This window comes from Mycobacterium saskatchewanense (genome assembly GCF_010729105.1).
Lineage (GTDB): Bacteria > Actinomycetota > Actinomycetes > Mycobacteriales > Mycobacteriaceae > Mycobacterium > Mycobacterium saskatchewanense.
In genome coordinates this window covers 2,516,662-2,530,508 of record NZ_AP022573.1, presented here as the reverse complement: position 1 = coordinate 2,530,508, position 13,847 = coordinate 2,516,662, and the positions used below count along the sequence as shown (strand labels likewise).

The window sequence follows — 13,847 nt, the reverse complement described above, 5'->3', positions numbered from 1 at the left end:
TGAAGGCGATCGAATGGACGCATCGCGTGTCGTCCGGAACGGCCCACCGCTTTGCCGCGGCTGAAACGGAGCGCCCCGGTGTTGTGCCGAATTCCGGGACCTCGACCGGAGAGGATCGTCTTCTTTCACCGAAGCGCTGTTCACAATTCCGATGACGCCACAATCCACAGATGGACGGGCGGACGCGACGCGGCGTCAAATTTTGCGCGCCGCGTGTCATCAGTTCGCCCGGCGGCCTTACCACGACGTCGGTCTCGACGATATCCTTGCCGACGCGGAGCTGACCAAAGGTGCGATGTATTTTCATTTCAGGTCGAAGCACGCGCTCGCGGTGGCGATTATTGACAAGCAAATCTCGGCCGGCACCGCCGCCGTTCAGGAACTGGTCACTCGCGGTTTGTCGGGTCTCGAGACCCTCATGGACTTCTCGTATCTGATCGCCGTTCAGGACATCACCACGGATGGTGTCCGGGCGGGATTGAACCTGCTTGGTTCCGTCGGTCGCTCAGAAGGGCTGCAGGAGAGGCTCTTAGACAGGTGGGCCAAGGGCCTGGGCGAGGTCGTCGGGCAGGCGATCGCGGAGGGTGACGTCGATCAGCGGTGCGACCCACGGGATGTGGGGCGCTTGATGGTGTCGCTCCATATGGGGCTGCGTCAGACGAGCAGCCTGGACGATCCGGAACGTTTCCTCCTCGACTTGGAGAACTGCTGGACGCTCATCCTCAACGGCATCCTGCAACCCGAGCGGTCGGATTACTTCAGGCAGTTCCTCAGGCGACGTGCGGCACTCGCCATCAACGCCGGCTCGACCGGTTCGCCGCCGCGGTGACGCACGCCGGACCTGTTCGGCCGGTCGAGGGTTCGGTCGAGCGGCCTGTTACTGTTGAAAGCCCTGTTGCGCAAGGTGACTCGGTACCGAGGAAGCTGCGTGTCAGACGAGGTCCGCGGAGGTGGGGCAGTGGCGCGCCAAGTCCGATCTGAAGCAACCCGGCGCAAGATTCTCGACGCCGCGATCGACGTGTTCGGCGAGGTCGGATATGCGGCCGCCGGATGGGGCACGATCATCGAGCGGACCGGCATGACCAAGGGTGCCCTCTACCACCACTTCGACTCGAAGGAATCTCTGGCGTCTGCCATCATCCAGGAGGGATCCGACACGATCCTCGACGCCGTCCGCAATGTGTGCAAATCATCGTCGCCGGCGCTGGAGAATATCGTGCACGGCACATTCACGATCGCGAAAGTCCTGAATTCGGAGAGATTCTCTCGCGCGGCCGAGCAGTTGACCCACACGTTGGGTGGATTCAATGACGCGGCCGCCCGTTTCTGCACCGGCTTGGTGGAAGTGCTGGCTGCCGAAGCGCGGCGAGCAACGGCTGAAGGAGACCTCCGGGAAGGCATAGACGCCGAAGTGCTGAGCGAGTCTATCGTTGCGGGAATTCTCGGAATCCAATTGCTCTCCAACGCGCTCTCTTCAGATGGCATAAGTGGCGGCGTCGATATCGCCGGGCGATTAAGCGAAATATGGGAACTCATGCTTCCCGGCATCGTTTGCGAAACGTCGCTGCCTTATTTCCAACAATTCCTGCGGCGCGAGGCGATGCGCCATTCTCACAGCGCGGTTCCGCGAGAAGATAACGGGACTCAGCCGGGAATCGGCTAGGGCCCGGTCAAGCTCCCGGGGCCGCGGGCCGAGCCGCCCGGCTCCGCTGGAGCCTCGGTTTCGGAGCCGGCGGCGCGCGCATTCAACACGTGCCTAGTATTCGCCCGGCGTACCGATGGAATGCATACTGTTTGGTTGATGCACCGAAAGTATTTCGTTCGAGGCCTCGCCCTTCTCGGACTTCGCTAACGCCCCTCTTGCCACAGCTGCTCGGTCAGGTCCTGGAACACCGCCAGGGCGAATTGGTCGTCCGCCCGCCGCACCGCCGACCTGCTCATCAGCGCCCGGACGACCGAACCGTCTTTGTGCAGCAACTCGACGACCATGTTCGCGAGGGCGTTGACGACCGACAGCAGCGATTCCGACTCGGGCGCCTCGTGGAAAATCTGCTCGAACCGCAGCGCCAGCACCTCGTCCGGTTCGCACCCGACCATCTCGGCGAAGGCCGAGTTGGTGAACAGGATGCTGCCGTCGTGACCGATGGCGAGCACGGGGACCGGAATCCGCTCCAATACGACCAGGGCGGGAAGCTCCTGCAACGCCGTCATCGGCGATTGAGCAGGCGGGGTTCGTCGACGGTCCACGGCCCGATTATCGCCTATTGCGAGGGCGGTACCGTGCGCCTTCTTATTAACAGACCCGTCGAAGTTCTTTGGGGCGCTTCGCTTGTCTCACCCCGCCTGAGGCTCGGCCGGCTGGTAGCGGGGGAACACGCCCGTCGGCGTGGGCAGCGCGGTGCCGGCGACCAGCCGCGTGCCGATGGCGGAGAAAGCGCGTTGGTCCGCGGCCTGGCCGAGCAGGTCGAGCAGCTTGCCCGCCGACTCCGGCATGACCGGCTGAACCAGCAGCGCCGCGATGCGCACCGCCTCGCATGTCGTGTAGAGGACCGTCCGGAACCGCGCCCGGTCCCGTTCGGACTCGCTCTTGCGCAGCACCCACGGCTGCTGCGCCGAGAAGTATTTGTTCGCGTCGCCCAGCATCAGCCAGACGGCTTCGAGGGCCAGGTGCAGCGCCTGCTCGTCGAAGCTGGCGCGTACCCGCTCCAGCAGCCCGTCGGCCGTCGCGAGCAGGTCGGCGTCGGCGTCGGTGAGCTCGCCCGGCTCGGGCACCACCCCGCCGAGGTTCTTGGCAACCATGGACAGCGACCGCTGCGCCAGGTTGCCCAGTTCGTTGGCCAGGTCGGTGTTGATCCGGGTGACGATGGCTTCCTCGGAGTAATTGCCGTCCTGGCCGAAGGGGACCTCGCGCAGCAGGAAGTAGCGGACCTGGTCGACCCCCAACGTCTCGGCAAGCGCCACGGGGTCGACCACGTTACCCAGCGACTTGCTCATCTTCTCGCCCCGGTGATGCAGGAACCCGTGCGCGAACACCCGGCGGGGCAGCTCGATGCCGGCCGACATCAGAAACGCCGGCCAGTAGACGGCGTGGAACCGAATGATGTCCTTGCCGATCATGTGCAGGTCGGCCGGCCAGAAGCGGCGGTACAGCTCCGAGTCCGTGTCCGGGAAGCCGGCCCCGGTCAGGTAATTGGTCAGCGCGTCCACCCAGACGTACATGACGTGCGCGGGGTCGTCGGGCACGGGGACGCCCCAGTCGAACGAGGTCCGCGAGATCGAGATGTCGGCCAGCCCGCCCGAGACGAAGCTGATCACCTCGTTGCGCCGCACCTCCGGGGCGATGAAGCCGGGGTTGGCGTCGTAGTGCGCGAGCAGCCTGTCCGCATAGGCCGATAGCCGGAAGAAGTAGGACTGCTCCTCGGTCCAGGTCACCGCGGCGCCGGTCTCGGTCGCCACCCGCGAGCCGTCGTCGAGGAGCTGGGTCTCCGACTCGAAGAAGAACCGCTCGTCGCGCACCGAGTACCACCCGGAGTAATTGTCGAGGTAGATGTCGCCGGCCGCCGCCATCCGCCGCCAGATCTCCTTGGACGCCTCGTAATGGTCGGGATCGGTGGTGCGGATGAAGCGGTCGAAGGAGATGTTGAGCGCCTCCTGGACGCGCTGGAACACGTCGGAGTTGCGCCTGGCCAGCTGGGCCGTCGGGACGCCCGCCACCGCGGCGGCCTGCGCGACCTTGAGGCCGTGCTCGTCCGTCCCGGTCAGGAAGCGCACGTCGAAGCCGTCCAGCCGCTTGAACCGGGCGATCGCATCGGTGGCGATGTATTCGTACGCGTGGCCCACGTGCGGCGCGGCGTTCGGATACGCGATCGCGGTGGTGACGTAATAGGGCTTCATGTCGGAGTCCACCCTATTGTGTCCGGGTGAGCTCTGACCGACGTGGTGAACGCGGGATGCCTCCGGCCCCCGAGCCGCTGGTGCCGCTGATCGACGCCCACACGCACCTCGACGCGTGCGGCGCACGGGACGCCGACGGGGTCAGGGCCATCGTGGACCGCGCCGAGGCGGTCGGCGTCGAAGCGGTGGTCACCATCGCCGACGACCTGGAATCGGCGCGCTGGGCGGCGGCCGCGACCGACTGGGATCCGCGCGTGTACGCCGCGGTCGCGCTACACCCGACCCGGGCCAACGCGCTGGACGAGGCCGCCCGCGCCGAGATCGAGCGGCTCGTCGCCGAACCGCGGGTGGTCGCTGTTGGTGAAACCGGCCTGGACCTCTATTGGCCGGGGCGCCTGGACGGCTGCGCCGAGCCAGGCGTGCAACGTGAGGCGTTCGCGTGGCACATCGACCTGGCCAAGCGCTGCCGCAAACCGCTGATGATCCACAACCGGGAGGCCGACGCCGAAGTGCTGGACGTGCTCGCGGCCGAGGGCCCGCCGGAGGCCGTGATCTTCCACTGCTTCTCGTCGGACGCCGCGATGGCCCGCCGCTGCGTCGACGCGGGCTGGTTGCTCAGCCTGTCCGGGACGGCGAGCTTCCGCAACGCCCGCGCCCTGCGCGAAGCCATCCCGCTGATCCCGGCCGAGCTGCTGCTGGTCGAGACCGACGCACCTTTTCTGACGCCGCATCCCTACCGCGGCGCAGCGAACGAGCCATATTGCCTGCCCTACACCGTGCGGGCGGTCGCTGAACTGGTCGATCGTCGTGCGGAGGAATTGGCCGCGATCACCACCAGCAATGCGCGCAGGGTCTATGGGCTGCCGCCGGCGGACCCGTGATTTCCTTAACACCACCGCGCCGGAGTTGCTCAACATTGGCCGGTTCGTTACCGTCTTGTGATCGTACTGCGGGCCCCCGGGCCCATTTGTCTTTTTGCTACCGAATGATTCGTTGACGTGGTTGCTGAGGTCGGGGTAGACGCGCTTTGAATGTATTGACAAAACTTCATCAGACCCCATCTGCATCGTTGCGGCTCGTCGTCGGAGGGCTGCTGTTGGTGCTGGCCTTCGCCGGTGGGTTCGCCGTGTCGGTTAGCAAGACGGTGACTTTGACCGTCGACGGCATCGCGATGCGGGTGACCACGATGAAGTCGCGGGTGATCGACATCGTCCAGGAAAACGGCTTCACCATCGACGAGCGCGACGACCTGTACCCGGCCGCCGACGTCCAGGTCCGCGACGCCGCCAATATCGTGCTGCGGCGCAGCCGGCCCCTGCAGATCTCGCTGGACGGCCACGGCTCCAAGCAGGTATGGACGACGGCGTCGACCGTGGACGAGGCGCTGGCGCAGCTCGCCATGACCGACACCGCGCCGGCCGCGGCCTCACGCGGCAGCCGCGTGCCGCTGGCGGGGATGGCGCTGCCGGTCGTCAGCGCCAAGACGGTCCAGATCAACGACGGCGGCGCCGTGCGGACGGTGCACATGCCGGCGCCGAATGTCGGCGCGCTGCTGAGCGCGGTCGGCGCGCCGCTGCAGGAGAGCGATCAGGCGGTCCCCAGCGCGACGGCGCCCATCGTGGACGGCATGCAGATCCAGGTGACGCGCAACCGGATCCAGCAGGTGACCGAGCGCATTCCGCTGCCACCGAACTCCCGGCGCGTCGAGGATCCGGACATGAACATGAGCCGTCAGGTCGTCGAGGACGCGGGCAGCCCGGGGACGCAGGACGTGACCTTCGCGGTGGCGACCGTCAACGGCATCGAGACCGGACGGCTGCCGATCGCCAACACCGTGATCGCGCCGGCCCGTGATGCCGTGGTACGCGTGGGCACCAAGCCGGGCACCGACGTGCCCCCGGTGACCAACGGGTCGATCTGGGACGCGATCGCCGGCTGCGAGGCCGGTGGGAACTGGGCGGTCAACACCGGCAACGGGTATTACGGCGGTGTGCAGTTCGACCAGGGCACGTGGGAGCGCAACGGTGGGCTGCGGTTCGCCCCGCGCGCAGACCTCGCCACCCGCGAAGAGCAGATCACCGTCGCCGAGGTGACCCGGGAGCGCCAGGGCTGGGGCGCCTGGCCGGTGTGCAGCGGAAGGGCCGGGGCGAGCTGACCATCCGGCTGCTCGGTCGCACCGAGATCAGGCAGCTGGCCAAGGAGCTCGATTTCCGGCCACGCAAGTCGCTCGGACAGAACTTCGTCCACGACGCCAACACCGTTCGGCGGATCGTCACCACCTCAGGGGTGAGCCGGTCCGACCACGTCCTGGAGGTCGGCCCCGGACTCGGGTCGCTCACGTTGGCGCTGCTCGACCGCGGCGCCACTGTCACGGCCATCGAGATCGACCCGGTGCTCGCCGGACGGCTGCCGCAGACTATTGCCGAGCACTCGAACAGCGAGGGCAACCGGCTGGGGGTGGTCAATCGCGACGTGCTGACCCTGCGCCGCGACGAACTCCCCGCCGAGCCGACTGCCCTGGTCGCGAACCTGCCCTACAACGTCGCCGTGCCCGCGCTGCTGCACCTGCTGGCCGAATTCCCGTCGATCCGGGTCGTGACGGTCATGGTGCAGGCCGAGGTCGCCGAGCGTCTCGCGGCGGAGCCGGGCGGCAAGGAGTACGGGGTGCCGAGCGTCAAGGTCCGCTTCTTCGGAAGGGTGCGTCGCTGCGGCATGGTGTCGCCCACCGTCTTCTGGCCGATCCCGCGCGTCTACTCGGGACTGGTGCGCATCGATCGGTACGAGACCTCGCCGTGGCCAACCGACGACGACTTCCGCCGGCGGGTGTTCGCGCTGGTGGACATCGCGTTCGCGCAGCGGCGCAAGACCTGTCGCAACGCGTTCGCCGAATGGGCGGGTTCGGGGAACGCGTCGGCGAATCGGTTGCTGGCCGCCAGCATCGACCCCGCCCGGCGCGGCGAGACGCTGTCCGTCGACGACTTCGTGCGGCTCCTGCAGCGGTCCACCGCGGGTACCGACGGCCCGGACGGTTCGCGTTCGCAGGCGTCCGCGGGCTGACGTGTCGTCGGGCGCCGTTGCATGTGGTCCGGTTGGCGCGGCGATAGTCTGCTGCGGTGGCTGACAGGGCTGACAGGGGCCGATCGTGACTGACGGCAACACCGCCGCGCAGTGGGTGCCCACCGGGTCGGTCACCGTGCGGGTGCCCGGCAAGGTCAACCTCTACCTGGCCGTCGATGACCGCCGCCAGGACGGCTATCACGACCTGACGACGGTGTTCCAGGCCGTCTCGCTCCTGGACGAGGTGACGGTCCGCAACGCCGACGTGCTGTCGCTGGAACTCGTCGGCGAGGGCGCCGACAAGCTGCCCACCGACGAACGCAACCTCGCCTGGCGGGCCGCCGAACTGATGGCCGACCACGTCGGCCGGGCGCCCGACGTCTCGATCTTCATCGACAAGTCCATCCCGGTGGCCGGCGGCATGGCCGGCGGCAGCGCCGACGCCGCGGCCGTGCTGGTGGCGATGAATTCGCTCTGGGAGCTCAACGTGCCGCGGCGCGACCTGCGCATGCTCGCGGCGCGGCTGGGCAGCGACGTGCCGTTCGCGTTGCACGGCGGTACCGCGCTGGGCACCGGGCGGGGCGAGGAGCTGGCGACCGTATTGTCGCGCAACACCTTCCACTGGGTGCTGGCGTTCGCCGACGGCGAGCTGCTCACGCCCAAGGTCTTCGCCGAGCTGGACCGGTTGCGGGAGGCGGGGGACCCGCCACGGCTCGGCGGGCCCGGCCCGGTGCTGGCGGCCCTGGCCGCGGGCGACGCCCAGCAGTTGGCATCGCTGCTGGGCAATGAGCTGCAGGCCGCCGCGGTCAGCCTGCAGCCATCGCTGCGGCGCGCGCTGCGCGCGGGAGTCGACGCCGGCGCACTGGCGGGCATCGTGTCCGGGTCCGGCCCGACCTGTGCCTTCCTGTGTTCCTCGGCCGCCGCGGCGGTGGATGTCGGCACCGAGTTGTCGGGTGCGGGAGTCTGCCGTACTGTGCGGGTCGCCACCGGACCGGTGGCCGGCGCGCGCGTCGTGTCGGCCCCCACCGAGGTGTGAAAATTCGAACTCGGCGCCGCGAAAGTTTGGCGGTTACTTAAGAGGAGTTTAAGATGGCTCGCGGTGACGAATAGCGAAAAGCGGGACCACCCGACTTCGTCCGCCGGGAGTGCCGGGGGGCGGCTGTTTCGTGGGCGGTCGACCACGGTTTTCGCTGAGCCCGCGGTCGCCGACGGGCCGCCGATTCGAGATCTAACCGCCGCCCAACTGTGCTCGCGCGCCTGCTACCACGTGGCAGCCGGCGAGCGGAACATGAGACTTACGGGCCTTGGGACAGCGCCGAAACCGAGGAGGTTTTTGTGAGCAGGTTTACCGAGAAGATGTACCGAAATGCCCGCAACACGACGGCGGGCATGGTCACCGGTGAACCCCACAACCCCGTCCGGCACACGTGGGGCGAGGTCCACGAGCGCGCGCGACGCATCGCGGGCGGTCTCGCCGCCGCGGGCATCGGCCTCGGTGACGCGGTCGGCGTGCTCGCCGGCCTGCCGGTGGAGATCGCGCCGACGGCGCAGGGTCTGTGGATGCGCGGCGCCAGCCTGACGATGCTGCACCAGCCGACGCCCCGCACCGACCTCGTCGTCTGGGCCGAGGACACCATGACCGTCATCGGCATGATCGAGGCCAAGGCCGTCATCGTCTCCGAACCGTTCCTGGTGGCGATCCCCGTGCTCGAGGAGAAGGGCATCAAGGTCCTCACCGTCGGCGACCTGCTGGCGGCGGAGCCGATCGACCCCGTCGAGGTCGGCGAGGACGACCTGGCACTGATGCAGCTGACGTCCGGTTCCACCGGGTCGCCCAAGGCGGTCCAGATCACCCACCGCAACATCTACTCCAACGCCGAGGCGATGTTCATCGGCGCACAATACGACGTCGAGAGCGACGTCATGGTCAGCTGGCTGCCGTGCTTCCACGACATGGGCATGGTCGGCTTCCTGACCATCCCGATGTACTTCGGCGCCGAGCTGGTCAAGGTCACGCCGATGGACTTCCTGCGCGACACGCTGCTGTGGGCCAAGCTCATCGACAAGTACAAGGGCACCATGACCGCGGCGCCCAACTTCGCGTACGCGCTGCTGGCCAAGCGGTTGCGTCGCAACGCCAAGCCGGGTGACTTCGACCTGTCGACGCTGCGCTTCGCGCTGTCCGGCGCCGAGCCCGTCGAGCCCGCCGACGTCGAGGACCTGCTGGACGCGGGCAGGCCGTTCGGGTTGAAGCCCTCGGCGATCCTGCCGGCCTATGGCATGGCCGAGACGACGCTGGCCGTGTCGTTCTCCGAGTGCAACGCCGGCCTGGTCGTCGACGAGGTCGACGCCGACCTGCTGGCCGCGCTGCGGCGTGCGGTGCCGGCCACCAAGGGCAACACCCGCCGGCTGGCGACGCTCGGTCCGCTGCTCAAGGACCTCGAGGCCCGCATCATCGACGAGAACGGCAACGTGATGCCGCCCCGCGGCGTCGGCGTCATCGAATTGCGCGGCGAGTCGCTGACTCCCGGCTACCTCACCATGGGCGGCTTCATCCCGGCGCAGGACGAGCACGGCTGGTACGACACGGGTGACCTCGGCTACCTCACCGAGGATGGCCACGTGGTGGTGTGCGGCCGCGTCAAGGACGTCATCATCATGGCCGGGCGCAATATCTACCCCACCGACATCGAGCGGGCGGCCGGTCGCGTGGAGGGGGTGCGGCCGGGCTGCGCCGTCGCGGTGCGCCTGGACGCCGGACACTCCCGCGAGACGTTCGCCGTCGCCGTCGAGTCCAACGCCTGGCAGGACCCCGCCGAGGTGCGGCGCATCGAGCACCAGGTCGCCCACGAGGTGGTGGCCGAGGTCGACGTGCGGCCGCGCAACGTCGTGGTGCTGGGGCCCGGGACGATCCCCAAGACGCCGTCGGGCAAGCTGCGCCGGTCGAATTCGATCACGCTGGTCAGCTAGGGTCCGTCGGCGCGAGCGTCCGCAAACTGCCGCATTCCGCGGCGTGTCCCCGTACAGACACGGTCGCTCGCCGGGGCTTTACCAGGCGTGGACGCGGTTCTGCGCCGGCTCCAGCCCCAGCTCGATGAGCAGTTCGGTCGCGTCGGCGGCCTGCTCGCAGATGGCCGGAACCTCGGTGCGCTCGGCCGCGGTGAAGTTCTCCAGCACGAACGCCGCGGGGTCCTTGCGTCCGGGCGGACGGCCGATCCCGATGCGGACGCGTTGGAAGTCCTTGCTACCCAACGCCGCGGCTATCGACCGCAGCCCGTTGTGGCCGCCCTCGCCGCCGCCGATCTTGAGCCGGATGCGGCCGAAGTCGAGGTCCAGGTCGTCGTGCAGGACGATGAGGTCGCCCGGCGCCACCGAATAGAACTTCGCCAGCGGCCCGACCTGGCGGCCGGACTCGTTCATGTAGCAGCGCGGTTTGGCCAGCACCACGGCTCGCCCGGCCAGTCGGCCGCCGACGATCTCGGCACCGGACTTCTTGTGCGCCTTGAATTTCGAGCCCAGCCGCGCGGCGAGCAGGTCGGCCACCATGAAGCCGACGTTGTGCCGGGTGCGGGCGTAGTTGTCCCCGGGGTTGCCCAGGCCGACCACCAGCAACGGCTCGGCCATGTCGCGAGCCGCCTACTCGGACTCTTCGGGTGCGCCGGCCTCTTCCGCCTCCGCGGTCTCGGCTTCCTCCGTCGCCGCCTCGCCTTCCAGGTCTTCCGCGGTCGGCGAGGTCACGACGTTCACCACCAGCGTCTCGGGGTCGGAGATGAGGTTGACACCCCGCGGCAGCTCGATCTGGCCCGCGGTGATCTGGGTGCCTTCCGGGGCGCCCTCGACCGATACCGTCAGCTGCTCGGGAATCGACAGGGCCTCGGCCTCGATCTCGATGGCGTTCGTCTCCTGGGTGACCATGGTGCCGGGTGCCGCGTCGCCCTCGACGACGACGCTGACCTCGACGACCACCTTCTCGCCGCGGCGCACGACCAGCAGGTCGGCGTGCTGGATGGTGCGGCGGATCGGGTGGATGTCGAGCGCCTTGGTCAGGGCCAGCTGTTCCTTGCCGTCGATGTCCAGGGTCAGCACCGCGTTGGTGCCCGCGTGCCGGAGGACGGCCGCGAAGTCGTGGCCCGGCAACTCGAGGTGCTGCGGCTCGGAGCCGTGGCCGTAGAGGACGGCGGGAATCTTGCCCTCGCGGCGGGCGCGCCGCGAGGCGCCCTTGCCGGTTTCGGTACGCACCGACGCCTGCAATTGGTTGACTGCTGACTTGGCCATTTGTCGCTCCTGTGTGCTCGATTCGGGGGGCACGGTGAGGTCGCGACGAGAAGTCGGTCTCCGTCGATAACGGTTGCCAGCATGCTGGCCACCCTCGCCGTGACGCCCGGTCAGGGTAACGCATGGGCGCCTTGCGGGAGAAATCGGTCGTCGAGTGTGCATTCCGGGCGTCGGGTGTGCACACACGGCGGCGGATCCGCGAAAATCCCGCCCTGGACGCACAACGAACGCCCAAGCCGCACACTCGAGCGGCCTGGCCGACTCAGAGCGGAAACTTGACGCCGGTCAGGTGCTCGGACAGGTCCCACAGCGTCGCGGCCGTCGCCTCGTCCTGGGCCCGCCGGCTGCGCCCGATCGGCTGTGTGCGCCCGACGTATCCGAACCGCGGCCCGACGAACGTGTCACCCGGCAGGTCCTGCGACGCCGCGTACAGGGTTTGCCGGGCGCCGTAGTCGGCGTCCGTGGCCATCACCCGGGTCGCGGCCGACACCACCGCGTCGGTGAGCTTCCCCGATCGGTGAGTTTGGGCAAGGCGCCCGTCACGACCATGGTGGCAATCTCGCCGAGACGCCTCACGTCCCGGGCCGCCTGACGACGTCGCAATCCCGGGGTTCCACCTGACCGTCGCCCATCACTTCCTCGCGACGACGAATCCCTTGATGATCGCCTCGATGTCGGAGGACTGCGCGACGGCCTGGTCGGCCAGGCCGGTGATGGTCAACTGAACCAGGTACCGCTGGTTGGCGGGCGGCGACCCGGTGGGGATGACCATCCGGTTCCAGCTGTGCAGCCGGGTGCCGTCGAGGTCGTAGCTGCCCTGGATCTCCGACGACGGGAAACCGTTGTAGTCCGCCGTCGAGGCATCCAATTGCCGGAAATTCTCGAACAATTGGGCGTCGTCGTTGCCGTGCTTGATGACCTGCGCCGGGTCGAAATCGCCCTGCAGCTTGAACACGACCAGCCGCGCGGTCGGGTATTTGCCGCCCTTCGAGATCATCACCGTCTCCGGTTTGATGTTCGGGTTGCTCGCCACCGACCAGCCCGGTGGCGTCGGCATCGACACCGTGAGGTCAGGCAGGGCGGACGGCGCCACCTGCTGGCCGGTGACGCCGAGGTCGCGCAGGTACTGCGATAGCGGGACGGGCTTCGCGGTGGTCGTGGGGGTCGCGCTGGTGGTCGAGGTCTTCGACCAAATCGACTGGTAGTCAGGCGCCTTCGGGCCGCAGCCGGCGGCCGAGAGCGCGGCTGCAGCGGCAACGGCCGCCCACGCCCGTCTCACAGAATTTCGCGGACCGCATCGACCGGCCGCGCCAGCCGGGTGCCCTTCGGGGTGATGACGAACGGCCGCTCGATCAGGATCGGGTGCTCGGCCATGGCATCGAGCAGTTGGTCATCGGTCGCGTCGGCGAGCCCGAGTTCGGCATACAGCGGCTCATGCTTGCGCACCGCGGCACGCACGTCGATGCCGGCGTCGCGGATCAGCCGGGCCAACTCGTCACGCGACGGCGGGGTCTTGAGGTACTGGACAACCTTGGGCTGGATCCCGTTGTCCCGCAACAATTCCAGGGTCTTGCGCGAGGTGCTGCATTTCGGGTTGTGGTAGATGACCGAGCCAACAGCCATCTAGGCGTCCCCGTCGAACAGTCCCGTGACGGAGCCGTTTTCGAAGACGGCCCGGATGGTGCTGGCCAGCAGCGGCGCGATCGACAGGACGGTCAGCTGGGGGAAGCGCTTCTCCTCGCCGATCGGGAGCGTGTTCGTGACGATCACTTCCCGGGCGCCGCACGCCGCCAGCCGCTCGGCGGCCGGGTCCGAGAGCACGCCGTGCGTCGCGGCGATGATCACGTCCTTGGCGCCGGCGTCGTGCAGCAGCTTCACCGCGCCGGCGATGGTGCCGCCGGTGTCGATCATGTCGTCGATCAGCACACACGTCCGGCCCGCGACTTCGCCGACGACGCGGTTGGAGACCACCTGGTTGGGCACCCGCGGGTCGCGCGTCTTGTGGATGAACGCCAGCGGGACGCCATCCAGGGCGTCGGCCCATTTCTCGGCGACGCGCACCCGGCCGGAGTCGGGCGAGACCACGACCATGTTGCCGTCGGGGTAGTTGTCGCGGATGTAGCCGGTCAGCAGGTTCTGGCCGCGCATGTGGTCGACCGGCCCGTCGAAGAAGCCCTGGATCTGATCGGTGTGCAGGTCGACGGTGACGATCCGGTCGGCGCCGGCGGTCTTGAGCAGGTCGGCGACCAGCCGCGCGGAGATCGGTTCGCGGCCGCGGTGCTTCTTGTCCTGCCGCGCGTAGGGATAGAAGGGCATGACGGCGGTGATCCGCTTGGCGCTGCCCCGCTTGAGCGCGTCGATCATGATGAGCTGTTCCATCAGCCACTGGTTGACCGGCGCCGGGGCCGACTGCAGCACGAACGCGTCGCACCCGCGCACCGACTCTTGGAAGCGCACGAAGATCTCGCCGTTGGCGAAATCGCGCGCCGTCTGCGCGGTGACGTGGACGTCGAGCTCTTTCGCCACCTGCTCGGCGAGCTCGGGATGCGCCCGGCCGCTGAACAGCATCAGGTTTTTGCGGTTGTCGGTCCAGTCGTGGCTCAACGCACTGCCCTCGCCGT

14 protein-coding genes and 1 pseudogene are annotated in these 13,847 nt (G+C 68.3%); 7 read left to right on the top strand and 8 right to left on the bottom strand.

Annotation, left to right across the window (positions count from 1 at the left end; translation table 11 throughout):
• Nucleotides 1-151 precede the first annotated feature (151 nt).
• Both G6N56_RS11625 and G6N56_RS11620 read left to right on the top strand, forming a co-directional pair.
• Nucleotides 152-829 (top strand): TetR family transcriptional regulator, encoded by a 678-nt coding sequence (locus G6N56_RS11625; RefSeq protein WP_085256630.1) that lies wholly within the window; start codon nucleotides 152-154, stop codon nucleotides 827-829.
• Nucleotides 830-958: 129 nt separating this feature from the next.
• Nucleotides 959-1,663 (top strand): TetR family transcriptional regulator, encoded by a 705-nt coding sequence (locus G6N56_RS11620; protein ID WP_085256631.1) that lies wholly within the window; start codon nucleotides 959-961, stop codon nucleotides 1,661-1,663.
• 185 nt (nucleotides 1,664-1,848) lie between these two features.
• On the opposite strand, the gene G6N56_RS11615 is transcribed toward G6N56_RS11620, so the two are convergent.
• Both G6N56_RS11615 and metG read right to left on the bottom strand, forming a co-directional pair.
• Complete coding sequence (locus G6N56_RS11615; RefSeq protein ID WP_085256632.1) at nucleotides 1,849-2,211, bottom strand: PAS domain S-box protein; 363 nt, start codon at nucleotides 2,209-2,211, stop codon at nucleotides 1,849-1,851.
• Nucleotides 2,212-2,334: 123 nt separating this feature from the next.
• A complete protein-coding gene (gene metG / locus G6N56_RS11610; RefSeq protein ID WP_085256669.1) occupies nucleotides 2,335-3,894 on the bottom strand; it encodes a methionine--tRNA ligase in 1,560 nt (519 codons plus the stop codon).
• Nucleotides 3,895-3,950: 56 nt separating this feature from the next.
• On the opposite strand from metG, the gene G6N56_RS11605 reads away from it, so the two are divergent.
• The 5 genes from G6N56_RS11605 (at nucleotide 3,951) to G6N56_RS11585 (ending at nucleotide 9,921) form a co-directional block, all read left to right on the top strand.
• Nucleotides 3,951-4,775: a TatD family hydrolase gene (locus G6N56_RS11605; protein WP_085256633.1), complete on the top strand. Its 825-nt coding sequence runs from the start codon at nucleotides 3,951-3,953 to the stop codon at nucleotides 4,773-4,775.
• A 146-nt stretch (nucleotides 4,776-4,921) separates the two neighbouring features.
• Entirely contained in the window at nucleotides 4,922-6,049 is a 1,128-nt protein-coding gene (locus G6N56_RS11600) for a resuscitation-promoting factor (RefSeq protein WP_085256634.1), read from the top strand.
• Complete coding sequence (gene rsmA / locus G6N56_RS11595; RefSeq protein ID WP_085256670.1) at nucleotides 6,013-6,951, top strand: 16S rRNA (adenine(1518)-N(6)/adenine(1519)-N(6))-dimethyltransferase RsmA; 939 nt, start codon at nucleotides 6,013-6,015, stop codon at nucleotides 6,949-6,951. Before G6N56_RS11600 ends, rsmA begins: the two co-directional genes overlap by 37 nt.
• Before the next feature lie 85 nt (nucleotides 6,952-7,036).
• Nucleotides 7,037-7,987, top strand: a complete 951-nt coding sequence (locus G6N56_RS11590; RefSeq protein WP_085256635.1) for a 4-(cytidine 5'-diphospho)-2-C-methyl-D-erythritol kinase — start codon at nucleotides 7,037-7,039, stop codon at nucleotides 7,985-7,987.
• A 299-nt stretch (nucleotides 7,988-8,286) separates the two neighbouring features.
• Nucleotides 8,287-9,921, top strand: a complete 1,635-nt coding sequence (locus G6N56_RS11585) for a fatty acyl-AMP ligase (RefSeq protein WP_085256636.1) — start codon at nucleotides 8,287-8,289, stop codon at nucleotides 9,919-9,921.
• A gap of 78 nt (nucleotides 9,922-9,999) precedes the next feature.
• Here G6N56_RS11585 and pth read toward each other — a convergent pair whose 3' ends face one another.
• From pth to G6N56_RS11555, 6 genes and pseudogenes are all read right to left on the bottom strand, one after another.
• Nucleotides 10,000-10,575 carry an aminoacyl-tRNA hydrolase gene (gene pth, locus G6N56_RS11580; protein WP_085256637.1) on the bottom strand — a complete coding sequence of 192 codons (576 nt, stop codon included), beginning with the start codon at nucleotides 10,573-10,575 and terminating at the stop codon, nucleotides 10,000-10,002.
• A gap of 12 nt (nucleotides 10,576-10,587) precedes the next feature.
• Entirely contained in the window at nucleotides 10,588-11,226 is a 639-nt protein-coding gene (locus G6N56_RS11575; protein ID WP_085256638.1) for a 50S ribosomal protein L25/general stress protein Ctc, read from the bottom strand.
• A gap of 262 nt (nucleotides 11,227-11,488) precedes the next feature.
• Nucleotides 11,489-11,734, bottom strand: a pseudogene (locus tag G6N56_RS11570) (oxidoreductase); the annotation flags it as partial.
• 123 nt (nucleotides 11,735-11,857) lie between these two features.
• Complete coding sequence (locus tag G6N56_RS11565) at nucleotides 11,858-12,505, bottom strand: LpqN/LpqT family lipoprotein (protein ID WP_085256639.1); 648 nt, start codon at nucleotides 12,503-12,505, stop codon at nucleotides 11,858-11,860.
• Nucleotides 12,502-12,849, bottom strand: a complete 348-nt coding sequence (gene arsC, locus G6N56_RS11560) for an arsenate reductase (glutaredoxin) (protein ID WP_085256640.1) — start codon at nucleotides 12,847-12,849, stop codon at nucleotides 12,502-12,504. Before arsC ends, G6N56_RS11565 begins: the two co-directional genes overlap by 4 nt.
• The gene (locus G6N56_RS11555) at nucleotides 12,850-13,830 is read right to left on the bottom strand and encodes a ribose-phosphate diphosphokinase (RefSeq protein ID WP_085256641.1); all 981 of its coding nucleotides are present in this window, start codon (nucleotides 13,828-13,830) and stop codon (nucleotides 12,850-12,852) included.
• Nucleotides 13,831-13,847: the final 17 nt, after the last annotated feature.